Source organism: Arthrobacter sp. D2-10 (genome assembly GCF_054161285.1).
This window is the reverse complement of record NZ_CP096431.1, coordinates 203,770-228,543: the sequence shown is the minus strand read 5'-3', so window position 1 is coordinate 228,543 and position 24,774 is coordinate 203,770. Positions and strand designations below refer to the sequence as shown.

Here is a 24,774-nt window from a genome sequence, read left to right as displayed (position 1 = left end):
GAGTACGCCAGCACCTATGTGAGGAGACCCATGAGCGAGAGCACCTCGGACGAACCCCAGAAGGTTCAGGAAGACCTTCCCGGGAAGCCGTCGGTCGAACCGGATGTTCAGTCAGATCCCGCGAACGATGCCAGTAACCAGGGCGACTGGACCGGCGAGGGCGGCGCCACGCCGTCGGGCGCTGCAACCGACCCGGCCGACGGCGACAGGCCGGTCAACGAGGAAGACGAGCAGCGCGGGTAGGGCTAGGGCACTTCGGCGCCTGCACTTGCCTGTTCCGGTCGACAATCTCCGCCAGCTCGGCCAGCCGGTGTGCCCGGGCCGATTCGACAGGCGTGAACGGGTTCCCCTCGCGGTGAATGACGAGGGGTCCCGTCCATGCGGTCGGCACCTTCAGGACATCCGGCCCGGACGGTAGAGCGCCTTGCTGGTGCGGAACGATGCTTCCCCCCAGCATTTCGGCCAGGGATTCGGGGAGCGCATCGGGATCCCTGGCGATACACGTGGCAAGGCTGAGAGCCCGTGTCTGCCCGTCAACCAGGGCGAGAGGCGTGGTGGGCCATACTCCCACCACCGCGTTCCCGGGTGCGGAGAGGGCATCGACGATGTCGCGTTCTGCGAGCCCGCCGGGGGCGGCAAGCACCAGTTCATCGAGGCTGCCGGTGGACACCGTGTGCACGTGAATAGCAAGGATATTCACATTCAACCCGGCCAGCCGGTGCGTGATTTTCTCCAACGCACCGGGCCTGTCCGCAAGGATCACCCGTGCCCTCCACAGTGCCGGCGCCTCGACAAGTCTGTTGCGATGACGGAGGGCCGACGCGTGAAGCCACGAACGGAGAAGGTGCATCACTGACGGCTCTGCAACCCAGATGACAAGGGCTGTTGCAGTAACAGCGAGCACAACTACTTTGAGGAAATAGGAGAGCTCGGTACCGATGACGAGCGCGTGCACCACCAGTTCGATCGGGAGCATCACCGCCACGTTCGCCAGAGTCAACCGTCCTCTCCCTGGATGGGGGAAGGCACCGCAGGAGTCACATCGAAGGTCAGCTGCGGCCGAGTTATGCGTTCTGCGCCTCATGGAACGACTATGGTCGACCCCGGTTGCCGGTACGTTACGGCCGGGTCAACTATTGTCACTTCGCCGGCCCGGTGGCGCGCGTCAGCCCACCGTACATAATGGAAACCATGAGCGCCGACACTGAACAGTTCGTAGGACATATCGCCAGCCTCGGCACCACCTCGGGGGTCCGCATAGTCATCGGTATGTGGGAAACATCCCGCTTCGGAGCCTTCACCGATGTCATGGTCGAAAGCCTGGAGGGAACGCGGACTCTCCTCGCGCCGTCGGCCGCGGTGGCCGACTATGTGTCCGGCGCATATTCATTCGATATTGTCCGGACAGTCCCGCTCACGGTGAGCATGGACGAAGAACGGTTGTCCCTCAATGCCGGTCCGCTCACTGTGCGCGCGGAACTCGGCGAATCAACTGGACTGGGCAGGCTGCTCGGTCTCATTCCGCCGGCAATCGGCACCCATCCCCGCTGGCTTTCGGCCATCAATCCCGCCGCGAAAATCCTCATGCCGGGCGTCCGTACCGCCGGAACGATCAAGGACGGCAGAAGGCAGTACTACGGAGTCACGGGAGCGCGATCCATTACAGCCGCGACGGCTTCCTGGGCGGGCGAATCGCTCGGCTCGCTGTCGAACGTCCGGCCGCGGGTCCGCTTCGGCTTCAGCTCTGCCCCGAAGAAACCACAGCTCGTGAACGTTACGACGACGCTGCTTCCGGCCGCGGAAACCGAATCGTCCTCCCAACAAACTACTGCGGACGACCGGCTTTAGCCGGGGCCTATTTCTTCTGCGCGACCCGGCTTTTTCGGCCTGGTGCTTCGCGGCCGCGCAGGGACAGCCCCGCAGTTTCCGGTATACCCCGCATTGCCACCATGCCGACGGCACAGGCGGCCATCATGTACATGGCCGGAATTAACGAGTTGCCGGTGGCTCCGATAATTGCCTCGTTGACTGCGGGGGCGGTGCCCCCGAACAGAGCCGTTGACGTGTTGTAGGTGATGGCGAATCCCGCGTACCGGACGTGCGTAGGGAAGAGCGACGGGAAAGTCGCTGAAATGGTGGCCAGCTGCGGAATGTAGAGCAGACCGAGAATAGCGAATGCAAGCATGGCCAGCCAGAAATTGACGGACATCAGCATGTAGAGGGGCAACGCCAGGATGAACAAGCCCACCAACGAAGTCCACCAGAGGGGCTTTCGTCCCACGCGGTCAGAGAGCCTGCCGAAGAACGGAATGAGCACCATCATCACGAGCTGACCGATCAGGACCACCGTCAGGGTCGCATCGGCATCCATGTCGATGGTGTCCTGCAGATAAGTGGGCATGTAGGCAAGGAGCGTGTAGTTCACGACGTTGAGAGCTACGACGAGACCTGCCATGGCAAGCATCGGACGCCAAAACTTGGTCAGTAGGTCCTTTAGCGCCAGCCCGGCGCTGGGCTCGGTTTCGCCCTTTTCCTCCGCTTCGCGGAAGACCGGCGTGTCTTCGAGCTTTGTTCGGAGATACCAGCCGATAATGCCGAGTGGACCGGCAATAAGGAACGGGATCCGCCAGCCCCAGTCAGCCATAGTCTCTGCGCCCAGAGTGAGTTGGCAGATGAGCGCAATCAACGTTCCGAGAGCAAAGCCCGCGAGGGTGCCGAATTCAAGGAAGCTGCCGTAGAAACCTCGCTTGCGGTCCGGCGCGTATTCGGCCATGAAAGTGGCGGCCCCGCCGTACTCGCCACCGGTCGAGAATCCCTGGATAAGCCGGAGAAGGATGAGCAGCGCCGGGGCGAACCAGCCGATCGCGTCGTAGGAGGGAAGCAGTCCAATCACGAAGGTCGCTGCGGCCATGAGCAGGATGGTGATCGCGAGGACGGCCTTCCGACCGATCCGGTCCCCAAGCGGCCCCCAGAAAAGTCCGCCAAGCGGCCGGACCAGGAAGGAGACTGCGAAAGTTCCCAGCGCCCAGACGGTGGCCTGGTCACCGGGGAAGAACACCGAGCTGATGTAGACCACCATGACGCCATAGACGCCGTAATCGAACCACTCGACGGCGTTCCCCATTGCTGAGGCGCCGATGGCCCTCCGGAGCGTCCGTTTCCCTTGCGGCGTTTCCGAATCCGGGGTGGCGAACTCCCCTTCCCTCGGAGTAGGCGGTCCGGTTGTTCTCTCCTGCTCAGTCATACGTCTCCTTCGCGTGGAGGCGCGCTTCCGCGCCCAGGACATTCATACGAAGCTATGAGCTGCAACGAAGGAGTGTCAAAACTGAACGGTCGGCAAACGGCTGAGGGCCGCCCTGGGAAGGACGGCCCTCAACTCCGTTCGGCCGAATCAGGATCCCGAGAGCTTCTCGCTAGCCTCAGGATCGGATTCCCGCAGGAACTTGGCGATGCGTTCCGCCTCGTCGATCTCGCCGATTGATGCCGCCGCACGGCCGAGTGCGTTCAGCGCCCGCAGGAAGCCACGGTTCGGTTCATGGGAGTAGGGCACCGGTCCGGCGCCGCGCCACCCGTTGCGCCGGAGCGCGTCGAGCCCGCGGTGGTAGCCGGTGCGCGCGTAGGCGTAGGACTCGATGGTCCGGCCTTCGCGGTACGCCTCGTCGGCGAGGATGGCCCACACCAACGACGACGTCGGGTGCTTGGCTGCCAGGTCGACAGCCTCCTCCCCTGCTTCCAACCGCGAAACGACATCCGGCTCCTCGGGGAGCAGCGTGGGCTCCGGACCGAGCAGGTTCTTGCGGAATTCGTCAGACATTAGAGCTTCTTACCGGCTGATCCGAGTGACTGGGCAGCCTCGACAACGCGGGCAGCCAGGCCGGCCTCGGCAGAAGCACCCCACACGCGGGGATCGTAGGTCTTCTTGTTTCCGACCTCGCCGTCGACCTTCAGCACACCGTCGTAGTTCTTGAACATGTGATCTGCAACCGGGCGGGTGAACGCGTACTGGGTGTCAGTGTCGATGTTCATTTTGATCACTCCGTAGGAGACCGCGTCGGCAATTTCCTGGTCCGAGGAGCCGGAGCCGCCGTGGAACACGAGATCAAACGGCTTGTCCTTGCCGATCTTGGCGCCCACCTGCGCCTGGATGTCCTTGAGGATCTCAGGGCGCAGTTTCACGCCGCCGGGCTTGTAGACGCCGTGCACGTTGCCGAAGGTCAGCGCGGTGATGTAGCGGCCGTTCTCACCTGCACCGAGGGCATCAACGGTGGCGAGGGCATCTTCCACCGTGGTGTAGAGCTTGTCATTGATGGCGTTCTCGACGCCGTCTTCCTCGCCGCCGACGGTGCCGATCTCAACTTCGAGGATGATCTTGGCAGCAGCAGCGCGGGGCAGGATTTCCTGGGCGATCCGCAGGTTCTCTTCGAGGGTCTCAGCGGAACCGTCCCACATGTGGGACTGGAACAGCGGGTCCTCACCACGCTTGACGGCCTCCTCGGATGCGGCCAACAGCGGCAACACAAACCCGTCGAGCTTGTCCTTGGGGCAGTGGTCCGTGTGGAGGGCGATGTTCACGTCATAGCTCTTGGCAACCTCGCGCGCGAAGGCGGCGAATCCGAGGGAACCGGCCACCATGTCCTTCACCGAGGCGCCGGACCAGTACGCTGCACCACCGGTGGAGACCTGCACGATGCCGTCAGAACCGGCCTCAGCGAAGCCGCGGATGGCTGCGTTGAGCGTCTGCGAGGACGTCACGTTGACCGCGGGGTAGGCAAAGCCGCCTGCCTTCGCGCGATCGATCATTTCAGCGTAAATGTCCGGTGTGGCGATGGGCATGACAACTCCTCGTGTGGGTTCTGGACGACCGAAGGCTCGTGTGGCAGGACGCCGCACTCCCGTCCCATCCTAACGACGGCTCTAATCGCGCGGAAACCTTATGACATCAGGGGTGATTCCAGTTCGAGGACGCTCCTCAACCGTCCAAGCCCGTCACGGATGCGGCCCTTGACCGTGCCCAGCGGGGCCTCCAGGACCTCCGCCACCTGCGCGTAGGTGAGACCCCTGTAGTAGGCCATCTCGATGGCCTGCCGCTGCTTGTCGCTTAACGCGGCGAATGCTGCCCGAACCGCCATGGTCTCAGCCCGCGCAAGAACCGTTTCCATCACCTCGTCGAACGGTGTCTGGACTTCCGATGCGGACCAGCGGGCAAGCCTGTTCCGGGAAGCCTGCTCCGACCGGATCCGGTCCACCGCCCGACGGTGCGCGAGGGTCATGATCCATGCCATCGGCGAGCCGAGTTCCGGCGTAAAGTCCGCGGCTCGGTCCCAAATCTGCAGGAATACCTCTTGCGTCACTTCCTCGGAAATTGTCGAATCCACGACGATTCTGCGCACCAGGCCGAAAACGCGTGCGCTGGTATGGCGATAGAGCGTGGCGAAGGATTGCTCGTCACCGTTTCCTGCCCGCATGAGCAGACCTGCGAGGTCCGGTTCCGCAGCTGGAGCGACGGGGGCGGAATCCTCAAGGACACTCATCGGGAGACCAGCGACTGCACCTCATCAGGGCCTAGATCAATAGCGGAAGCGATGTCAGCCGGCGATGCTCCCCGCTGTATTGCGTCCTCCACGGCTATGCGAAGGTCGAAGGTCGCGATGTCGAGTTCCCACCGCAGCCGTTCCACCTGGGACAGTGCTGCAACCAGTCTGGTCTCATCTATGCGCGGTTCCGCAACTGCTCGCAGCTTCCCTGCTGCGCTCAGCACGGGAGCGTCCTGCTGAAAGCCGCAGGAGCAACGCCAGGTCGTGTATCCCGCAATAGGTCCGAAGGGGTTGCGTGCCGGCGGTGTCTCGAACATGCTTTCACCGCAATGGAAAGGGGTGTCATGATTCGTGCTGATCGGGTGGGCGGCGATCGTCATTGCGGGTTCTTCCGTTCCTGATGACTAGACAAACTAGTAATTCAAACGCTGTTTCACTAGGTAACCTATCTACAAGGAGACCGTCCTGCAAGGGCGACTAGGAAAAATGCTAGAATCGCATCATGAGCACCAGTCCGCAGGCCCTTCCCACTCCCCCGGGCTACTGGTATGGGCAGACAGCAGAAGGAATGAACGTGCTCAACGCCCTTCGGGACTATCGGGCCGCAGAGACTGCAATGCGCCGTCGCACCCGCTCATCAATGGGCATAAACGAAACCGATCTACAGGCGCTGCGCTATCTCTTTGAGGCGCAAAAGGACGGACACGAGGTCAGTCCCAAGGAGCTGGCGGCCAAGCTCGGCATCTCCTCGGCGTCGACGACGACCCTGGTCGACCGCCTCGCCCGGACCGGGCACGTCCGTCGAAAGCCCCACCCACGGGACCGCCGGGCACTGGTGCTGGAGGCGACCACGGAATCCGACTGCGAAGTGCGCCAGACCATGGGCGACATGCACAGAAGGATGATGGAAGTGGCCACGACCCTTTCCCCCGAAGATGCCGCCGTCGTCGTCGATTTCCTCAGGCGCATGCGCGAGGCCCTCGACACGATCGATGCCGGACACCGGGGCTAGCTCCCAGGGACCACCGACTGTCCGAACACATGACGGCGTACCCAGCCGTGCATGGCGATAGCTGCGGCAGCGGACGCATTGATTGACCGCGTGGAGCCGAACTGTGCGATGGACAGTGTGGCATCTGCGGCGGCATGCACTTCGGGCGTGAGCCCCGGCCCCTCCTGACCGAAGACGAGGACACAGTTACGGGGCAACTCGTACGTCTCCAGCGGAACCGAGTCGGGGAAGTTGTCGATACCGATCACCCTGAGGCCGGCCGACTCGGCCCACTCGACGAATTCCTCGACTGTGGGATGGTGGCGGACGTGCTGGTAGCGGTCGGTGACCATCGCGCCGCGCCGGTTCCACCGGCGTCGTCCGATGATGTGGACCTCACGGGCGAGGAAGGCGTTGGCCGTCCGGACAACAGAGCCGATATTGAGGTCGTGCTGCCAGTTCTCGATGGCGACATGGAATTCGTGCCTCTTGGAATCGAGGTCGGCCACAATTGCGTCGTGCCGCCAGTACCGGTACTCGTCAACGACGTTGCGGGCATCCCCGTGGGCCAGCAGTTCCGGGTCCCACTGGGGACCCGACGGCCAGACACCTTCCCAGGGCCCAACGCCCACCGGTGCCGACGGGTTATCCACGGTTTCTTTCACCCCTCAAGACTAAGGTGAAAGACTGACCCGAGATTTATGCCCTGTCCTGCCGTCACGGAAGAAGCGAATGCGCGAAAACGAACACATTGAGTGCTGGCTGACTGACATGGATGGTGTCCTTGTTCATGAAAACCAGGCCATCCCCGGAGCCGCCGAGCTGATCGACCGCTGGGTAGCGACCTCCCGCAGGTTCCTGGTCCTCACAAACAACTCCATCTACACCCCGCGTGACCTCGCCGCCCGGCTGAAGGCCTCCGGGCTTGAGGTTCCGGAGGAAAACCTATGGACCTCGGCCCTAGCCACTGCGCAGTTCCTGCGGGACCAACTGCGGTCTTCTCCTAACGCGGGCCGCGCCTACGTCATCGGCGAGGCCGGACTGACGACGGCGTTACACGAGGCGGGCTTTGTCCTCACCGACCAGAATCCGGACTACGTGGTGCTCGGCGAGACGCGCACGTACTCGTTCGAAGCGATCACCAAGGCCATCCGCCTCATTATCGACGGGGCACGGTTCATCGCCACGAACCCGGACACAACCGGCCCGTCGAAGGAGGGACCGCTGCCCGCCACCGGCGCAATAGCGGCTCTCATCACAGCGGCAACCAACCGCGAGCCCTACATCGTTGGCAAGCCGAACCCCATGATGTTCCGTTCGGCCATGAACCAGATCGACGCGCATTCGGAAACCACGGCGATGGTCGGCGACCGCATGGACACCGACATCATCGCGGGAATGGAGGCTGGGCTGCATACCGTTCTGGTGCTGACGGGAATCACCCAACGGGCCGATATCGATGCCTATCCGTTCCGCCCGGCCCAGATTGTGGACTCCGTACAGGACCTCATCGAGCAGATCTGATGACCGGCATCCTCAACCTGCGGGACATCGCCGAGCTCACGGCGGCCAGTCCCCACGCGCCGGTGCAGGGCAGGGTGTTCCGTTCCAGCCAGCCCTTCGGATGGGACGCCGAGGCCACGATGGACTTCCTCCACCGCCAGGGCATTGAGACCATCGTTGACCTGCGCAGTGAACGCGAGGCCGGCCGGGTCCCCTGGCAGGTTGCACATGACGCCGGCATCGATGTGGTGGCCGCGCCCCTTGACCCGTCCGAGGCGGACCCCACCGCCACCCTGCGCCTGAAGACGCCGGAGGACCTTGGTAACTACTACCTCAGCTGGCTGACCGCGCGGCCGGGCGCGGTACTCGCTGCGCTGCGGCCCATCATTGATGGCCGCACCACACTGGTGCACTGCGCGGCAGGCAAGGACCGCACCGGGGTGGTCACCGCCGTCGTACTTCTGGTTGCAGGGGTGGAGGACGAGCTGATCATCGAGGACTACGCCCACACCACTGGAGCGCTTCCGCAGATTCTGCCCGCGCTCGCAGAATTGTGGGCGGGTCAGCTGCCCGCGCATGACGTCCCGAAGGACCTGCCGGTCATCCTTACCGCGCCGGCGGAAGCGATGGCGACCTTCCTGAGAGGGCTGCGCCGCGACCACGGTTCCGTGGACGACTACCTGCTCGGCGCGGGAATGAGTGCTTCTGACCTGCGGTCGCTGAGGAAATCCCTGCGGAGCTAGGACCGTACTGCGTCCCGCGCCGTCTGGAGGTCGTCGACGAGCTGGGCGAATGCGGGCGCGCGGTCCTTGGAGCTACGCAGTCGAAGCAGCGCGGAGGGATGCGTGGTGAGCAGCACCTGCGCCGGTGCCAGCTTCTCCGGCCCCGGCAGCAGCGTGCCGCGTTCGGCGCCCACCCGCACGGGCCTGCCCAGCACGGCCCGCCCGGCGGTAGCACCCAGACAGACGACTACGGCTGGACGGACCGTCTTCAGTTCAGCTTCCAGCCACGGCATGCAGGCGGTGATGTGGCCGACGTCGGGCGTCTTGTGGATGCGGGCCTTGCCGCGGCGTTCGAAACGGAAGTGCTTGACGGCGTTAGTGAGGTAGACCGATGTCGTCTCGATCGATGCGGCGGTGAGCGCTTCCGCAAGCAATCGGCCTGCCGGACCAACGAAGGGGCGTCCGCGCTGGTCCTCCTGGTCTCCCGGCTGCTCCCCCACCAGCATCAGTCCGGAGCTGCTCGGACCAGCCGAAAAAACAACCTGCGTGGCGTCCCGGTAGAGCTCACATCCCCGGCAGTGGGCGGCAGCGCCGGCAAGCTCGGCTATGTCGGCCTTGTCCGGCACCCACTGCTGAGCACCGGGACGTTCCTCATCGACCACGTCAGCCTCCTCGGCAAAGTGAACCTGAGGGAACTATAGGCAGGCGGCCGTTCAGAATGCACGGGCCTGTTCCGTCAGCGGACGCTCTTCGTCTTGCCGCCGCGCGGAAGTGGAAGGAAGTCCTGCTGCACGTCGCGCACCACGGCCTGGTAGATCAGCGGGTTCCACTGCGGGCTGGCATGCGCCGGCAGCGCCCCTTCCGTCACCGAGTCAGCGGAGACCATATTGTCGGGGAAGGCCGAAGCCCAGCCTGGTCTCGCCGTCGCGTAATTGACCGTGCCGTCATTGGGGTTGCCGATGAACGCCATCTCCGTGTCACCGAGACTGAACCGCGTGACGTTGAAGTGGAAGATGTACGACGCCTGGGACTGGATCAGCACGCTCGATGGAGCCAGCGGCGAGACCTGCTCTAAAGTCTGGTCGAGGATCTGTGACCAGGAGCGCTCGTTCTTGTGCACGATGCGCTCAGCGAGCTCGTAGCCGCCCCGAAGTACCGTCGGAACCCGGTACCCGGCCTCATAGAGGTAGACAACGCCGTCGAACATTGCCTTGTCGATGACGTCGAACCGGTCGTGGGGGCTGGAATCGAGCATGATGAAACGTACGTTGACACCGACCTCGCGCAGCCGGGACGCGACTTCAACCGCCACCATTCCGCCGAAGCTGTGGCCGTAGAAGTACAGCGTCTCGATCTGCTGCGTACGGACGTACCGTCGCAAGGCGCTCACGATGGTGGACACGTCGAGACCGCGGTTGGAGTAGCCCATCACGGCAAGCCGCGCCCTCCGGCTCAATACGGGGCGCAGGGAGTTCATGATCCAGACCCCCTCCTCCCAGCTGGTCTTGTAACCGGGAAAGAGGATCCAGCGGGCGTTGGGGAAAGCGGAGTCGGCGTACTCGTCCGCCACCGGAAGTATGGTGAACTCCTCGCGGGCTTCCTGGATCTGCCGTGTGACGAAGAGGTCAGCGGCCAGCGCCAGTCCAAGCGCGGAACCGGTGAGGAACCGCCGGCGCGACATGCCCTTCAGGCCATGCGCGTATTCCAGTAGCCGCTCTGGATCGTTCGCCATTACTCCAGACCGAGTTCGTCCTTGCTGTACGCGAAGAGGTAGGGAACGCCCGCCTCGGCCTCGATCCGTTCCTTGGAACCGGTGTCGCGATCCACGATCACCGCTACGGCGACGACGTTTCCTCCGGCCTTTCGGACACCCTCCACCGCCGTCAGGGCGGACCCACCGGTTGTTGAGGTGTCTTCCAGAACGACGACGTCGCGGCCGGCTACATCCGGACCCTCCACCTGGCGGCCCATGCCGTAGGTCTTTTGGGCCTTGCGGACTACGAAGGCGTCGATGGCGCGTGCGTCGCGTGCCGCGGCGTGCATGAGGGCGGTTCCGACCGGGTCAGCGCCCATCGTCAGGCCGCCGGCGCTCTGGAAGGTGATGCCGGCGTCGTCGAGCATTTTCAGCATGACCTCGCCAACCAGGCCTGAAGCCTCGTGGTGCAGGGTGACTCTGCGTAGGTCGATGTAGTAGTCGGCTTCCTTGCCGCTGGAAAGGGTTACTCTTCCCCTTACCACCGCCAATTCCAGGATGAGATCGCGGAGTCGGTCACGGGCGGAGGGGATATCGGTCATGAGCAACAGTTTAGTAGGGGCGAAGCGGTGACCCGATTCGCAAAGCACGCGCCCGCCGCGTCGGTCCCACGCAGGCCGACGACGGCGAAAGCCGGGTGGGCGCCTTCTGATGGAAGGTGCCAACCCGGCTTTCGCTTCGGTAGTGCGGGGAACGGCTCTTAGAAGCGGAGCGTCCGCAGGTAGTTGTAGCCGACCTCGGCCGTCTGCAGCGGCGTGACGTCCGGCTGGTCGTTCTCGACGATGAATTCCTTCGGCGTGTGCGCACGGAAGATGCGCGCGAAGTCGATGGTGCCGGTACCCAGGTCGGCGAAGCCGCCCGAAGTATCACGGTCCTTCACGTGGTACTGCAGCACCTTCTGGGGAGCCTGCTGGATGGTGTCGATGGCGAACTGGATGGGGTCTGCTGCGCCCACTCCGACGCCGCCGGTCACTGCCCAGTAGAGATCAACCTCGAGGTGAACCAGCTTCGGGTCGAGGCGGGTGGTGAAGATGTCCCACGGCGTGACGCCGCCGCCGAGATCGGTGGTGAACTCGTGCGCATGGTTGTGGTAGCCGTACTTAAGGCCTGCCTCGCGGGCAACGGCAGCCTCGGCGTTCATCTGGTCGGCCCAGCGGCGCCAGTCGTCCGCCGAGTTGGAAACAAGGAACGGCACATTGATGTGGGTCTGGCCCAACGTCACAGCATTGGCGATCTTGGTCTCCAGCGCCGCGGGAGTGGCGCTGATTCCGTCGTGGCTCGAGGAGGGTGTGATTCCCAGGGAATCCAGAGTCGACCGCATCGCTTCGGCAGTGCGTCCGTACAGCCCAGCCAGCTCCACCTTGGTGTAACCGAAGTCGGCGAGGGTCGCGAGCGTAGCATCGACCCCTTCACCCCGCATGATCGAACGCAGCGTGTACAGCTGGATGCTGATGAGTCCCGGAGGAACCGGGCGGCCTGCACCCTTCGCCGCGGGAGCTGCGATGGCAGCCGTCCCGCCGAGCCCGGCGAGACCGACACCCACACCCGCCGCCATTGCTCCCCTCAGGAAGCTGCGCCGGTCGACGCCCTTCTCTTCCAGTGAACGACGAAGGGCGCCTGGGGCATTGAATCCGAAGCACATATTGTTTGCCTTTCTGGCAGGAAATGACGCACGCCGCCGGCTTTGGTGGAAGCGCGTCTGCTGCTGCATTGCAGCGGGTTGGTAACTTGGGGGACTCACGGCAGACGCCGTTGACGGCCGGACGACGGCGTCGCCCACGATTGGTTGCTTGACGCGCAGCGTCTTCGCCGCGCGCTCGGCACTCCACCGTTGCCGTCAACATGCGCAGACGCGATGGTGGCAGGAAGTCACGGCGCCGACGTTTGTGCACGGCGGAACGGTCATGAATTCCCTGATTTCACGTGTTGCTCCCACGTGAAATCCAAGCTGAAAGTAGTAGCTCTCGTGCTTGGCCGGATACCGGTGCGCGTACTCAGGGGCAGCGTCGCCGTCGTCCGGGCTGTGTGATCTGAGACTAATTTGGGGTTTTGTTGTCTGTCAAGCAAAAGTCGCCGACAGCTGTAGAACCTTCTAGCCCGCCATGGATCCGGACAGGCCCATCACCATTGCGTCAATGCGCTGCGGCGACATGGCGTGGTGAATGGCGAGCATGCTGGCGCCGAGGACGCCCGCGTCGAGTCCGGAACTGGACTGGACGATCTGCAGGTGCTGCGTGGCAAGCGGGATCGTGCGCGAGTAGACGACCTCACGGATCCCCGCGATGAAGTGTTCGCCCGTGAGGGCCATCGAGCCACCGATGACGATTACCGAGGGGTTGATCAGGCTCACGCAGGCGGAGAGCACCTCGCCCACATCCCTACCGGCCTGACGCACAGCATGCACAGCTTCCGTGGTGCCTGATCCGACAAGCCGGACCACATCTTCACTCGAGTTCGCCTCCAGGCCCAGTGCACGCAGCTTTGTGGCGACCGCCGGCCCTGACGCCACCGCTTCCAGGCAGTCCTTGTTCCCGCAGTGGCAGGGAACGCCGCCGCCGTTATGGACCCGGATGTGGCCAATATCGCCGGCGACGCCGTCGGCGCCTCTCTGCAGCATGCCGCTCGAGACGATGCCCGAACCGATGCCGGTCGCAACTTTCACGAAGATGAGGTTGTCCACATTGGGCCAGGCGACGTTGCGCTCACCCAAAGCCATGATGTTCACATCGTTGTCGACGAGAACGGGCACGTGGAAGTGCGCCTGCAGGTAACCCGGGACATCGAATCCGTTCCACCCGGGCATGATCGGGGGATTGATCGGCCTGCCGGTCCTGTGCTCAACCGGCCCTGGAACTCCGATGCCGATGGCCAGGAGGTCCGTCATCGCCCGCCCAGAATCTTCCAGCAGTTCGGTTGCCAACTCGACGACGGCATGCAGCACGACGTCGGGCCCCTGCGTCACCTCGATCGTCTGGGTAGCCTCTCGCAGGCGATGGCCGGTCAGGTCCGTGACCGCAACGCGAAGGTGTGATGCTCCAATGTCAACGCCAAGCACAATCTTGCTGCCCGCTTTGAGGGCGATACGGGATGAGGGGCGGCCACCGGTGGACACAGCATCGTCGACGAAACCGACGAGCCCAAGCTCCATGAGCGCCTCTATGCGCAGCGTAATGGTCGAGCGCGCCAGCCCCATCTGCTCCGCGAGCTCTGTGCGGGTGCGGGGACGACCGTCTCGCAGGATCTGGAAGAGCTCGCTCGCTCCAGAAGAACCGAGGCCGTTGAAGCTACTTATGTCACTCATCGACCAATTACAGCACACCTTTCGACGAAACGGGGGTGCCCTGGTGGTCACCGCCAGCGCCCCGGCTTCGGGATCACGGGCGGGCAGAAATACCAGCCGGGAGGACAGGCGTTTAGCGCTTTTGTCGAGATCAAATACTGAAGGACTAGCGCTTCTGGCCTGATCGATCTAACACTTGCATACGGTTACGTCAATATATCGACAGGAGCGATACATTCGTTGTTCGTCGTCATTAGTCGTGTTAGGTTCATTGTGATCGAGGTCTCTTCTGCTCTCTGACTAGGCCGCCCGGGGCAGGAGAGTCAGATTTGCTCGGACTGAATCTCGGAACAGATCACGGATTGAACTCGGCATCAGATGCAGCATCACTTCAAGGAGGAAGCTTTGATCAAGGACATCCATTCCGGCGGCACCCGCTCACGTCGGGGATCAACCCGCAGACTGGCAGCAGCGGCATCACTTGCCATCGCAACAACAGCTGTCTTGACCGGCCCCGCAGTCGCCGCCCCAGCATCATCGAACGCCAACTCAGCCTCCGAATGCTCGGGCAGAAGCATCCCTGCGAGCAAGATCTCCATCCAGATGTTCAGCTATGCAGGCTGGACCCGTTCAGTTGGCACAGAGGCTGTACTCGCAGAGCTCAGCGACATCGGATACAAGAACGTCGAGCCTTTCGGTGGGACCTATGAGGGCCGCACTGCCGAGCAGTTCGCCGAACTGCTCGGTGAATACGGATTGAAGGCTCCCACGTCGCACGGCAGCACGAACGAGGCACAGTTCGATGCGACGATCGCCTATGCAAAGACCATCGGACAGAAGTACATGGGCTCCGGTGGATCTGCATCGCCTGGGATCAGCACGCTCGAGAACACGCTGGCCACGGCAGATGCTCTCAACCGGCTGGGCGAGCGCTCGAAGAAGGCCGGCACCGGCAAGATCTTCGTTCACAACCATCAGGGCGAATTCACCACGCGGTTCGCTGACCCGGAGACCGGTGAGATCAAGAGCGCTTGGGAAATCCTCGTCGAGAACACCGACCCGCGCTATGTGACCTTCCAGCTGGATGTCCTCTGGGCTGCTGACGCAGGAATCGACGTCGTTCAGCTGATCGAAGAGCACGGCGACCGGATCGAGCTCCTGCATGTGAAGGACGGCCTGCTCAACGGTGACGCGCGGGCCATCCCCACCGACGTGGGAGAAGGCGAAATCGACTGGGCACCTATCCTCGATGCCGCACAGGGATCGGTGAAGTACTACGTGGTGGAGCGCGACGGCGCCCCGGCAACCCGAGAATTTGCCGAGGACAGCTTCAACTTCCTTACCTGCTACTCCTTCTGACGCGTAGTTTTCTCCGGGCGGCTCCGTGGAGCCGCCCGGAGAAACTTCGCGCTACTGCACTTTGAAAGGACCTCGACTTGGGTACATCACCGGAAGGGACGCCGGGCGTCACTACACGCACGGAACAAACGTCCTACCCCTATGGGAAGACCGGCATCTGGCTCATTGGTGCCCGCGGCTCCGTGGCAACGACCGCCGCAGTTGGCCTGGCTGCCATCTCCGCCGGACTTACTCCGGCCACGGGCTGCGTAACCGAACAGGAGCCCTTCAGAGGTGTAGCCCTTCCTGACTTCAGCGACCTCGTGGTGGGTGGCCATGACATCAGTGGTGTCGGCATGGCGAAGCGCGCCGAGGCACTCGTTGAATCGGGGATGCTCCCGTTGCACCTGTTCGAGTCCGTCCGCGCACAGCTTGTGGAGGCCGACCAGCGGGTGCGGCCGGGTTACGATCCAGCACAACAATCGGAGTCACAGGCCGACGTCGCTCGCCGGCTGGCCCACGACATCTCGGAGTTCCGGCAAGCCAACGCGCTGGCCCGCGTGATTGTCCTGGATGTCGCGTCCACCGAGGCGCCGGTTGAGCCGATCGCGGAACATTCTGACGTAGACCTGTTGCTGGCTGCTCTTGAGGATCCGACCCGTGCCGTGCTGCCGCCAAGTTCGGTCGCCGCCTACGCCGCCATTCTGGCAGGCTCCCCCTACATCTGTTTCACGCCCTCCACCGCGCTGAACGTGCCCGCTCTGCGTGAGCTTGCCACGCACCATCGCGTTCCGACCGCCGGGCAGGACGGCAAGACCGGCCAGACCTGGCTTCGCTCGGTCCTTGCTCCCGCGCTCGCCGCCCGAGGGCTCCGTGTCCTTTCCTGGGCAGGGACCAACCTGCTCGGCGGCGGTGACGGAGCGACCCTCGCCGACCCGCAGGCGGTCTCGGGAAAGCTTCAGTCCAAGAACCGCGGGCTCCAGGAGTTGACCGGAGGCGCTGTCACTCCGCTGCACATCGATAACGTCCAGGATCTGGGTGAAACAAAGGTGGCGTGGGATCACATCAATATTGAGGGATTCCTCGGCTCCCGTCTCACCCTGCAGACCACCTGGAGCGCATATGACTCCATGCTGGCTGCGCCGATGGTGCTGGATCTCTCACGTCTGATGGCCCTTGCCCACGCAGCCGGAGAGTACGGTCACGTTGAAGCACTGGGGTTCTTCTTCAAGGATCCCTGGGGCAGTGATGAGCACGCGTTCGCATACCAGACCCGCAACCTCGTCGAGTGGACAACAGCGGCCACCACTAAGCTCACCGCCGGCGCAGGGAGCTCCGATCAACTGTGAGCACGATCCACAACTACCTTGAACTGGTGCGTGCACCGGCCATCCTGACCGTCCTTGGCGACACCCTTGCAGGCGGGTCTGCCGCAGGGCACCCGCTCAGCGGCCGGCGATTTGCCCTTCCACTCGCAAGCGCCTGCCTCTACGCCGGCGGCATGGCGCTCAACGACTATGCCGACCGGGAGATCGACTCCCGCGAGCGGCCGGAGCGACCCATTCCGTCCGGGAGGATCCGCGCGCGCAATGCACTTGCTGCTGCGGCAACTCTCACTGTTGCCGGGCTGGGTTTGAGCGCTGTCGGCGGAGGCAGGCGCGCCCTGGCAGTGGGAGCGCCCCTCGCCGTCTCGATCTGGACCTATGATCTGCTGGCGAAAAACCACCCCGTGTTCGGCTCACTCACCATGGGCTCCTGCCGTGCGCTCGACGTCCTCATGGGCGCCGGGTCCGCCCATCTTCGCCCTGCCCTTGGCGCTGCGGGCATCATGGGTGGCCACACGGTGGCTGTCACCCTCCTTTCGCGCGGCGAAGTCAACGGAACAACGACGACGACGGCCTCCGGGGTCGCTGCCGGCACCGCCCTGTTAGCCGGCTCGGTAGCCACCGGTGCCCTGAAAGCCGGCGCCGGTCGCCCTACTTGGGTCCTTTCCGTGCTTGCTGCGGTGGCAGCGTACGCCGCCCGGTGTGCACCCGCACAGCTCCGGGCAGCCGGCAATCCGGACGCGATGAACGCGCTTGTCGCCACCAAGGCCGGCATTCGCGCGATGATCCCGCTGCAGGCGGCACTCACGCTGCGCCACGGGAACTCTGCTGCTGCCGCGGTCCTGGCGGCGGTGGATCTGGGCGGGAAGATCCTGCGTTCGGGTCCCCGAAGCCGGAGGATCAGCGAGTCATGACAGCAGCGCCACCGCTGCCCCCGATGCCTTTCAGCCTGGGGTACGGAACCAACGGCTTCACAGACCATCCCCTCCCCATCGCGCTCGAGCTGCTCGCCGAGCAGGGTTACGGCGCCGTAGCGCTGACCCTGGGACATCCACACCTTGATCCGTTCGCCGAGGACCTTGACGGGCAACTGCAGGCGCTGCGGGAGACGCTTAGGGAGCTAGGGCTGCGCGTCGTCATCGAAACAGGCACGCGCTTCCTGCTTGATCCCCGCCACAAGCACAAGCCGGCTCTCGTCGACGAAGAGGCGGCCACCAGAGTCTCGTTCCTCTGCCGCGCGGTCGACATCGCGGCCGCTCTGGATGCAGAGTGCGTCTCCTTCTTCTCCGGCGTACTTCCGGACGGAGCTTCCCCGGAAACCGGGTGGCAGCGGCTCATTCCCAGGGTCGCTGAGATCGTGGAATATGCACGCGGCCGAAACGTGCTGGTGGCCGTCGAGCCCGAACCGGGAATGCTCGTTGAAACGGTGTCCGACGCGCTGCGCCTCCGTGCCGAGCTCGATGAGCCGGACAATCTGCGCGTCACCGTGGACATTGGCCACTGTGTTGTGGTGGAGCCGGACGGCGTCCGCGGAGCCCTCCTTCAGGCGGGCCCGCTGCTGGCCAACATCCAGCTCGACGACATGCGCCCTCACGCCCACGAACACCTGCCCTTCGGAGAGGGCACAGTGGACCTCACTTCGGCGCTCGCCACCCTGGCCGAGCTCGACTACCGGGGAGTTGCCGCCGTCGAGCTGCCGCGGCATTCCTACGACGGTCCAGGCCTCGCGGTGCGAAGCATGGGAGCACTGCGTTCCGCCTGGGAGGAAGTACACGCCATGAAGGAAAGAGAACGGTGGCTGGAAGAAAGCACGACGGCGGTCGCCGCCGATCCTGCCAGCCTTCCGCGGATCTTCGCCCTTGCGGCCCGCCGTGTGGGTCGGAAGCCGCTTCATCCGGACACAGATCCCACCGGTGTCCTGTTCGGTGCTGTAAGTGACCACGCCCGGGGAGAGCTGATCGGCAGACTCGGCGGGCTCCTGCCGCCGGACCAACTCGCCGAAACCCTGCTCGGGCTCTACAACCGCGGCGACTCGTCCGAGCGCCGCGGCGTATTGAGGGGACTGTCTGCCCTGGCAACCGCATCGCCGGCCCCTCCCGGCGTCGTCGTCGGCGTGGGGTTGCGTCTGACGGAGGAGGCACTCCGAACGAATGAAACCAGCCTGGTCGCGGCAGCCGTAGGACCCTTCGCGGCAGCCCATCTGGATCAGCACAGCTGGCGCCATGCGGTGCTGAAGCTGGTGTTCATGGGGATCAGCCTCCGGGCGGTCACAGACCTGGACGAGCGTGCAGACACCGAACTTGCCCGAATGGCAAGCGACTACGCGGCCGAACGCACTGCCGCGGGACGCTCCATTCCGGATGATGTCCACCTGCTCCTGCGGTCCTCCTCCAGCTACTCCACCTCTTCTTAAGGGAAGCCAGCCATGCGCATCTTCGACCCGCACATCCACATGACCAGCCGCACCACGAACGACTACGAGGCCCTGTACGCGAGCGGAGTACGCGCGCTGGTGGAACCGGCGTTCTGGCTGGGGCAGCCCCGCACGAACGTGGGTTCGTTCATCGACTATTTCGACTCCCTGCTGGGTTGGGAGCGGTTTCGCGCAGCGCAATTCGGTATCCGGCACCACGCCACCATTGCGCTCAACCCCAAGGAGGCGAATGATCCCCGCTGCGTGCCCGTTCTGGAGGAGCTCCCCCGCTACCTGGTGAAGGAGGGGGTGGTGGCCGTCGGTGAGATCGGCTATGACTCCATGACTCCCGCCGAAGATGAGGCCTTCAGCCGGCAGCTGGAACTGGCGCGTGAGTACTCCCTGCCGGTGATGGTACATACCCCGCATCGGGAAAAGCTCGCGGGCACTCACCGGACACTCGATGTTGTCCGGGAATCCGGCGTCGCACCCGGCATGGTGGTGGTCGACCACCTCAACGAGACCAACGTGGAGCTCGTCAAGGAAGCAGGCGCCTGGATGGGTTTCTCAATCTATCCGGATACCAAGATGGACGAACAGCGGATGGTAGCCATCCTCAGCCGCTACGGAACCGAGCGCGTTCTGGTCAACTCTGCGGCTGACTGGGGACGGTCGGATCCCCTGAAGACCCGCCGCACCGGAGAGGCGATGCTCGCGGCTGGCTTCACAGCGGACGACGTCGACCAGGTCCTCTGGCGCAACCCCGTCGAATTCTACGGACAGAGCGGCCAGCTGATCCTCGACCCCATCCCGGGCTTCGACGCGGCGGAGCTGCCAGACGCCGCTGCGGGGTTCGAGGGGAATTCCGTTCTAAGGGGAGCGCGCGTCTGATGCTCCTTTCCTATTGCACGAACGTCCATCCTGCCGAAGATCTCGACGGCGTCATCCGGCAGCTGCGCGGATACTCCGGGCCCATCCGCCGCAGTGCGGGACGTGATGTACTTGGCGTCGGCCTCTGGATTCCCGCGGAGCTGGCGCGCCGGCTGGCCGGCAGCCCCGATGATCTCGCTGCACTTGGTGAGGTGTTGACGGCGGAGGGGCTGCAGCTGCATACGATCAATGCATTTCCCTACGGCGGCTTCCATAACGACGTCGTCAAGCATGATGTCTATAAGCCCACCTGGGCGGAGGCCGCAAGGCTCGAGTACACCATGGACTGCGCCGAGATTCTTGCGGCGCTGCTGCCCGAGGGCGTGGCCGGATCAATTTCGACCTTGCCGCTCGCCTGGCGGGAACCCTGGACGCAGCACGACGACGACGCCGCCTCCACCGCACTCGCCGAGGCTAGTACCCGCCTGCGAAAGCTGCGGGACCGCACGGGGAGAACGGTCCGTATCGCGGTGGAACCGGAGCCCGGGTGTGTGCTTGACACAGTGTCCGACGTGGTCGGTTGGCTAAGCGCACGCGTGGTTTCAGGCATCGACCCGGAATTCATTGGCCTGTGCGTGGACACCTGCCATCTCGCGGTGTCCTTCGCGGACCCGGCGGAAGCCATCGACCAGATCGATGCAGCCGGCCTGCGGGTCGTGAAGGTCCAGGCGTCATCTGCCCTGCACGTCAGCGACCCTTCCAGCCCTGCCGCGCGTGCAGCGCTGTCCACCTTCGCGGAACCGCGCTATCTCCATCAGGTACGGGAATCCGGAACATCCGGTGTACTCACCGCCGACGACCTGACAGAAGCGCTGATCTACCTGCCCGGCGAGAGCCCCTGGCGCGTGCACTTTCACATTCCGCTCCACCACATTCCGTCAGCTCCGCTGGAGACAACCGCCGACGTTCTGCGGGAAACGGTCGCCGAAGTCGGACGACTGCCCTATAACGAACAGATCCATCTCGACATCGAGACCTACACCTGGAACGTCCTGCCCGAACCACCCGCCGGGATCGTGGAGGGAATCGCTGCCGAGATCGCGTGGGCACAGACCCACCTCCTCCGGGCAACGTCCCTTACCTGACCCTGCAGGAGTTCCCCATTCAGCGCCCGATCAAAGTGAGTTAGGAAACACATAGTGAAACCGGTTCTGCTGCTAGACGTGGTCGGGCTGACAGCCAAGGCTTTGCGGGACATGCCGCGCCTGTCGAATCTTGCTGCGCAGGGATGGTCGTCCGAATTGGCGACCGTCCTTCCGGCAGTAACCTGCACAGTGCAGTCGACCATGTTGACCGGTCTGATGCCTTCCCAGCATGGCGTCGTCGGGAACGGCTGGTATTTCCGGGAGCTCGGGGACGTGTACCTGTGGCGCCAGCACAACAAGCTCGTGACCGGAGAGAAGCTCTGGGAAGCCGCCCGACGGCAGGATGCTTCGTATCGGTCGGCAAATATCTGCTGGTGGTACGCCATGGGAATGTCTACGGACATCACCGTCACTCCGCGGCCGATCTACCATGCCGACGGGCGAAAGTCTCCGGATGCGTATGTTCGCCCAGCCGAACTGCACGATGAACTGGTGGCACATTACGGAGACTTCCCGTTGTTCCAGTACTGGGGTCCAACCGCTGCCATCAAGTCAACCCAGTGGCTCGTGGATTCCACCCGGCACGTCATGCGCAACCAGTCACCGAATCTTCTGACGACGTACCTGCCTCACCTCGACTACGATCTGCAACGGTTCGGCCCCGATTCGCCCCAGGCAGCACGAGCCGCTGCGGAACTCGATGCAGTCATTGCCCCGCTGCTGGACGAGGCGGAATCCCGGGGGTACGCAGTGATCGTGGTCTCCGAGTATGGCATCGAAGAGGCACATACTCCGGTGGACATCAACCGGGTCCTCCGGCGCGAAGGCCTGCTCGAGGTTTACGTCCAGGACGGCAGGGAACAACTTGACCCATGGACGTCGCGGGCTTTCGCAGTCGCCGACCATCAGGTGGCGCACGTCTATGTCGCCGACCCCGCGGACGTGCAGCGCGTAGCCGCACTTCTTCAGGAGGTTCAAGGCGTGGATGAGGTGCTCGATCGTGAGGCTCAGGGCCGTTATGGACTGGATCATGACAGGTCTGGCGAGTTGGTAGTCACTGCAGAACCAGGTGCGTGGTTCACGTACTACTTCTGGCTGGACGACGACCGGGCACCGGAGTACGCCCGCGGCGTCGACATTCACCGAAAGCCCGGGTACGACCCCGCGGAGCTCTTTTTCGATCCTGCGGACAAATTCGCCAAGGCGAAGGCGGGGCTCAACCTTCTGAAGAAGAAACTGGGCCTGCGGTACGCCATGAGTACTGTCCCCCTGGACCCCACTCACGTACGCGGCACCCATGGCAGGCTGCCCGACTCGTCAGCCGGCACACCGCTGATCATCGCTTCACAGGCCGAGATCCCAGCCTCCGTCAACAACCTGGTCGCCACGGGCCGACAGGTGCCGGCAGCTGCCGTGAAGGGCTTGGTTCTCGAGACCCAGGGGATGCTGAACTAGCACTAGTGCCGACTTAAGCAACTACTCCAACAAAATAGAACCCTTGCCGCTTTGCCTTTACTGCCCCGGCAAAGCGGGATTCGACATGCCAAACGGATGCTCCGGCCCAAAAGAAATATGTACTTTGTTTATTCAAACCACTAGCTAAACTCGCACCCCTCTACTAGCGTTTTAGGTGACCTGACTCCGGCTGGTCCGGGTCCTCAAAGGCGAGAAGAAAGTGAACGATGACAGTCAATCGACACGGGATAGCGCAAGCTTCCGGGCGTCCAGGAGATGCCACCAGATTTTCCATGAAGCGTGCTGCACGAGCAGGTGCCGGTCTGGCGATGGTGGCCCTGATGGCTACTTCCTTCGCGGTTGTGCCGGCGCAGGCCAAGAACGCTCCCGCCGCTCCTGCAGTCGCTCCGGCCGACTCCAGCTTCCAGAAGGTAACACTCAACGACACGCCGGGTGAGCCGGTGGACCTTGCAGTCCTTCCCAACAACGATGTCCTGCACACCACCCGCGACGGTCAGGTCTGGCTCAACAGTGCCGAAACCGGACTGAACACGCTGGCAGCCGCTCTCGACGTCTATGAGCATGATGAGGAGGGCCTGCAGAGCGTCGCACTCGATCCGAAGTTCGGCACGAAGGGGAACAACTGGGTTTACCTCTACTACTCACCGCCGCAGAACACTCCGGTTGACGATCCGGCAACGCCGGGGATCAACGAGGGCGATGCCCCCAGCACCGGAACCGCCGCCGACTTCGAGCCGTTCAAGGGATCCCTCGTTCTTTCACGCTTCCAGTTCGACGGCTCCTCGATCGACCTGGCCAGCGAACAGCAGATTATTGAGGTTCCGGTCGATCGTGGCATCTGCTGCCACGTCGGCGGCGACATCGTCTTCGACGCCGAGGGCAACCTCTACCTGTCTACGGGTGACGACACAAACCCGTTCGCGTCAGGCGGTTACACTCCGATCGATGAGCGCCCGAACAGCAACCCTGCCTTCGACGCACAGCGAACCTCGAGCAACACGAATGACCTGCGCGGCAAGATCCTGCGCATCACCCCCACCGAGGGTGGCGGCTACACCATTCCTGAGGGCAACCTCTTCGAGCCTGGAACCGCTCAGACCCGGCCCGAAATCTACGCGATGGGCCTGCGCAACCCCTTCCGGATTGAGCTCAACCAGAACACGGGCGAACTGTTCGTAGCTGATTACTCCCCTGACGCACGCTCCGCCAATCCCCTGCGCGGGCCTGCGGGAACGGGCAAGTGGGCCGTCATCACCGAGCCCTCGAATTACGGGTGGCCTTACTGCGCTACTGCTGAGCTGCCCTACGTGGATTACGACTTCGCCACCGGCGTGTCCGGGGAACCGTTCAACTGCTCCGCACCAGTCAACGAGTCCCCCAACAACACAGGTCTCCGCGAACTGCCGCCGGTAGCCCAGCCGGAGGTTTGGTACTCCTACGGCGTTTCCTCTGAGTTCCCCGAACTTGAACGGGGCGGCATCGGTCCCATGGCCGGGCCTGCCTACAACTTCGATGAGAAGGCAACCAAGGGCCGTGCACCGGTTGCCTGGCCCGAGCACTACGACGGCAAGTCCTTCTTCTACGAGTGGACCCGCGATTACATCAAGGCCATGACCATGGAGAACGGCGAACTCGCCTCTATCGAGAACGTCGTTGACTCGATCGTCACCGACAACCCGATTGACATGGAGTTCGGCCCCAATGGCGCCCTCTACGTGCTCGAGTACGGCGACGGCTACTTCGGCGAGAACCCGGACGCACAGCTGTCCCGGATCGATTACATCGGCGAGAACGGCAACCACAGCCCTACCGCCGTGGCATCCGGAACGCCCACCGTCGGTGCTTCACCGCTGACAGTCCAGTTCTCCAGTGAAGGAACCAACGACGCCGACGGCGACAAGCTCCGCTACGCCTGGGACTTCAACTCGGATGGCGTAGTCGACTCAGAGGAAGCGAACCCCACCTTCACCTACGAAGAGATCGGCACCTACACAGCAACCCTCACGGTCACCGACCAGGGCGGCAAGCACCGCGGCAAGCACACCTCCGCTGAGGTGAGCATCGAGGTCGGCAACCAGGCACCCGTGGTCGAGTTCATCAGCCCTGTTGCAGGACAGGACTTCCAGTTCGGTGACACCGTTTCCTTCGAGGTCCGCGTGACCGATGATCAGCCCGTCGACTGTGCCCGAGTCCAGGTCTCCTACATTCTCGGCCACCATACCCACGGCCACCCGCAGACCACCACAACGGGCTGCACGGGCACCATCACGACCACCGTCCCTGAGGGGCATGACCCGGCCGTGGATGATCTCTCGGCAGTGTTCAACGCCTCCTACACGGACGCCGGCGATGAGGCATCCGCGCCGCTGACCAGCACGGCGGAGGTCGTCATCATTCCTAACTGATACCGGCTAACACCGGTTA

At 63.6% G+C, this 24,774-nt stretch carries 25 protein-coding genes; 13 read left to right on the top strand and 12 right to left on the bottom strand.

The genetic code is table 11. The features are described 5' to 3' along the window. Positions 1 to 30: 30 nt before the first annotated feature. Complete coding sequence (locus M1D74_RS01215) at positions 31 to 243, top strand: hypothetical protein (RefSeq protein WP_458116214.1); 213 nt, start codon at positions 31 to 33, stop codon at positions 241 to 243. Here M1D74_RS01215 and M1D74_RS01210 read toward each other — a convergent pair. Further along, positions 215 to 1,000 (bottom strand): amino acid-binding protein, encoded by a 786-nt coding sequence (locus M1D74_RS01210; protein ID WP_458116213.1) that lies wholly within the window; start codon positions 998 to 1,000, stop codon positions 215 to 217. The genes M1D74_RS01215 and M1D74_RS01210 overlap by 29 nt on opposite strands. 191 nt (positions 1,001 to 1,191) lie before the next feature. Between M1D74_RS01210 and M1D74_RS01205 the strand changes: the two genes are divergently transcribed. Continuing rightward, positions 1,192 to 1,848 carry a hypothetical protein gene (locus M1D74_RS01205; protein WP_458116212.1) on the top strand — a complete coding sequence of 219 codons (657 nt, stop codon included), beginning with the start codon at positions 1,192 to 1,194 and terminating at the stop codon, positions 1,846 to 1,848. A 7-nt stretch (positions 1,849 to 1,855) separates the two neighbouring features. Here M1D74_RS01205 and M1D74_RS01200 read toward each other — a convergent pair whose 3' ends face one another. The 5 genes from M1D74_RS01200 to M1D74_RS01180 all read right to left on the bottom strand — a co-directional run bounded on the left by M1D74_RS01200 (position 1,856) and on the right by M1D74_RS01180 (position 5,914). Beyond that, complete coding sequence (locus M1D74_RS01200) at positions 1,856 to 3,244, bottom strand: MFS transporter (RefSeq protein ID WP_458116211.1); 1,389 nt, start codon at positions 3,242 to 3,244, stop codon at positions 1,856 to 1,858. Between the two features lie 147 nt (positions 3,245 to 3,391). After that, entirely contained in the window at positions 3,392 to 3,814 is a 423-nt protein-coding gene (locus M1D74_RS01195; RefSeq protein ID WP_309070704.1) for a DUF3151 domain-containing protein, read from the bottom strand. Then, positions 3,814 to 4,833, bottom strand: a complete 1,020-nt coding sequence (gene fbaA, locus M1D74_RS01190; protein ID WP_309070703.1) for a class II fructose-bisphosphate aldolase — start codon at positions 4,831 to 4,833, stop codon at positions 3,814 to 3,816. The genes M1D74_RS01195 and fbaA overlap by 1 nt, the downstream gene beginning before the upstream one ends. A 98-nt stretch (positions 4,834 to 4,931) precedes the next feature. Then, positions 4,932 to 5,531 (bottom strand): ECF RNA polymerase sigma factor SigK, encoded by a 600-nt coding sequence (gene sigK / locus M1D74_RS01185; protein ID WP_309070702.1) that lies wholly within the window; start codon positions 5,529 to 5,531, stop codon positions 4,932 to 4,934. Next, the gene (locus tag M1D74_RS01180) at positions 5,528 to 5,914 is read right to left on the bottom strand and encodes a hypothetical protein (RefSeq protein ID WP_309124000.1); all 387 of its coding nucleotides are present in this window, start codon (positions 5,912 to 5,914) and stop codon (positions 5,528 to 5,530) included. Before M1D74_RS01180 ends, sigK begins: the two co-directional genes overlap by 4 nt. A gap of 122 nt (positions 5,915 to 6,036) precedes the next feature. Between M1D74_RS01180 and M1D74_RS01175 the strand changes: the two genes are divergently transcribed. After that, positions 6,037 to 6,546 carry a MarR family winged helix-turn-helix transcriptional regulator gene (locus tag M1D74_RS01175; protein WP_458116210.1) on the top strand — a complete coding sequence of 170 codons (510 nt, stop codon included), beginning with the start codon at positions 6,037 to 6,039 and terminating at the stop codon, positions 6,544 to 6,546. On the opposite strand, the gene M1D74_RS01170 is transcribed toward M1D74_RS01175, so the two are convergent. After that, positions 6,543 to 7,190, bottom strand: coding sequence for a TrmH family RNA methyltransferase (locus M1D74_RS01170; protein WP_309070699.1), 648 nt, complete (start codon positions 7,188 to 7,190; stop codon positions 6,543 to 6,545). The genes M1D74_RS01175 and M1D74_RS01170 overlap by 4 nt on opposite strands. A 67-nt stretch (positions 7,191 to 7,257) precedes the next feature. Between M1D74_RS01170 and M1D74_RS01165 the strand changes: the two genes are divergently transcribed. Together M1D74_RS01165 and M1D74_RS01160 are read left to right on the top strand one after the other, a co-directional pair. Continuing rightward, positions 7,258 to 8,049 carry an HAD-IIA family hydrolase gene (locus tag M1D74_RS01165; protein WP_309070698.1) on the top strand — a complete coding sequence of 264 codons (792 nt, stop codon included), beginning with the start codon at positions 7,258 to 7,260 and terminating at the stop codon, positions 8,047 to 8,049. Further along, positions 8,049 to 8,771, top strand: coding sequence for a tyrosine-protein phosphatase (locus M1D74_RS01160; protein WP_458116209.1), 723 nt, complete (start codon positions 8,049 to 8,051; stop codon positions 8,769 to 8,771). Before M1D74_RS01165 ends, M1D74_RS01160 begins: the two co-directional genes overlap by 1 nt. Here M1D74_RS01160 and M1D74_RS01155 read toward each other — a convergent pair. From M1D74_RS01155 to M1D74_RS01135, 5 genes are all read right to left on the bottom strand, one after another. Further along, positions 8,768 to 9,412, bottom strand: coding sequence for a UdgX family uracil-DNA binding protein (locus M1D74_RS01155; RefSeq protein WP_458116208.1), 645 nt, complete (start codon positions 9,410 to 9,412; stop codon positions 8,768 to 8,770). The two genes, M1D74_RS01160 and M1D74_RS01155, sit on opposite strands and share 4 nt — an antisense overlap. A gap of 74 nt (positions 9,413 to 9,486) precedes the next feature. Next, positions 9,487 to 10,482 (bottom strand): thioesterase domain-containing protein, encoded by a 996-nt coding sequence (locus tag M1D74_RS01150; RefSeq protein WP_458116207.1) that lies wholly within the window; start codon positions 10,480 to 10,482, stop codon positions 9,487 to 9,489. Next, positions 10,482 to 11,045, bottom strand: a complete 564-nt coding sequence (gene pyrE / locus M1D74_RS01145; RefSeq protein WP_309070694.1) for an orotate phosphoribosyltransferase — start codon at positions 11,043 to 11,045, stop codon at positions 10,482 to 10,484. Before pyrE ends, M1D74_RS01150 begins: the two co-directional genes overlap by 1 nt. Positions 11,046 to 11,203: 158 nt before the next feature. Beyond that, on the bottom strand, positions 11,204 to 12,145 hold the full coding sequence (locus tag M1D74_RS01140; RefSeq protein WP_458116206.1) for a sugar phosphate isomerase/epimerase family protein: 942 nt from the start codon (positions 12,143 to 12,145) through the stop codon (positions 11,204 to 11,206). Positions 12,146 to 12,595: 450 nt separating this feature from the next. Beyond that, positions 12,596 to 13,804, bottom strand: a complete 1,209-nt coding sequence (locus M1D74_RS01135) for an ROK family protein (RefSeq protein WP_458116205.1) — start codon at positions 13,802 to 13,804, stop codon at positions 12,596 to 12,598. 384 nt (positions 13,805 to 14,188) lie between these two features. Between M1D74_RS01135 and M1D74_RS01130 the strand changes: the two genes are divergently transcribed. The 8 genes from M1D74_RS01130 (at position 14,189) to M1D74_RS01095 (ending at position 24,755) form a co-directional block, all read left to right on the top strand. After that, the gene (locus M1D74_RS01130) at positions 14,189 to 15,142 is read left to right on the top strand and encodes a sugar phosphate isomerase/epimerase family protein (protein WP_458116204.1); all 954 of its coding nucleotides are present in this window, start codon (positions 14,189 to 14,191) and stop codon (positions 15,140 to 15,142) included. Positions 15,143 to 15,219: 77 nt separating this feature from the next. Beyond that, complete coding sequence (locus tag M1D74_RS01125; RefSeq protein WP_458116203.1) at positions 15,220 to 16,470, top strand: inositol-3-phosphate synthase; 1,251 nt, start codon at positions 15,220 to 15,222, stop codon at positions 16,468 to 16,470. Continuing rightward, positions 16,467 to 17,360, top strand: coding sequence for an SCO3242 family prenyltransferase (locus M1D74_RS01120; RefSeq protein ID WP_309124366.1), 894 nt, complete (start codon positions 16,467 to 16,469; stop codon positions 17,358 to 17,360). Before M1D74_RS01125 ends, M1D74_RS01120 begins: the two co-directional genes overlap by 4 nt. Beyond that, on the top strand, positions 17,357 to 18,859 hold the full coding sequence (locus tag M1D74_RS01115; protein WP_458116202.1) for an EboA domain-containing protein: 1,503 nt from the start codon (positions 17,357 to 17,359) through the stop codon (positions 18,857 to 18,859). The genes M1D74_RS01120 and M1D74_RS01115 overlap by 4 nt, the downstream gene beginning before the upstream one ends. Before the next feature lie 12 nt (positions 18,860 to 18,871). Next, positions 18,872 to 19,750: a TatD family hydrolase gene (locus tag M1D74_RS01110; protein ID WP_309072156.1), complete on the top strand. Its 879-nt coding sequence runs from the start codon at positions 18,872 to 18,874 to the stop codon at positions 19,748 to 19,750. Next, complete coding sequence (gene eboE, locus M1D74_RS01105; protein WP_458116201.1) at positions 19,750 to 20,874, top strand: metabolite traffic protein EboE; 1,125 nt, start codon at positions 19,750 to 19,752, stop codon at positions 20,872 to 20,874. Before M1D74_RS01110 ends, eboE begins: the two co-directional genes overlap by 1 nt. A 54-nt stretch (positions 20,875 to 20,928) precedes the next feature. Further along, positions 20,929 to 22,329: an alkaline phosphatase family protein gene (locus M1D74_RS01100; protein ID WP_458116200.1), complete on the top strand. Its 1,401-nt coding sequence runs from the start codon at positions 20,929 to 20,931 to the stop codon at positions 22,327 to 22,329. Positions 22,330 to 22,622: 293 nt separating this feature from the next. Next, positions 22,623 to 24,755 carry a PQQ-dependent sugar dehydrogenase gene (locus tag M1D74_RS01095; RefSeq protein WP_458116199.1) on the top strand — a complete coding sequence of 711 codons (2,133 nt, stop codon included), beginning with the start codon at positions 22,623 to 22,625 and terminating at the stop codon, positions 24,753 to 24,755. Positions 24,756 to 24,774: the final 19 nt, after the last annotated feature.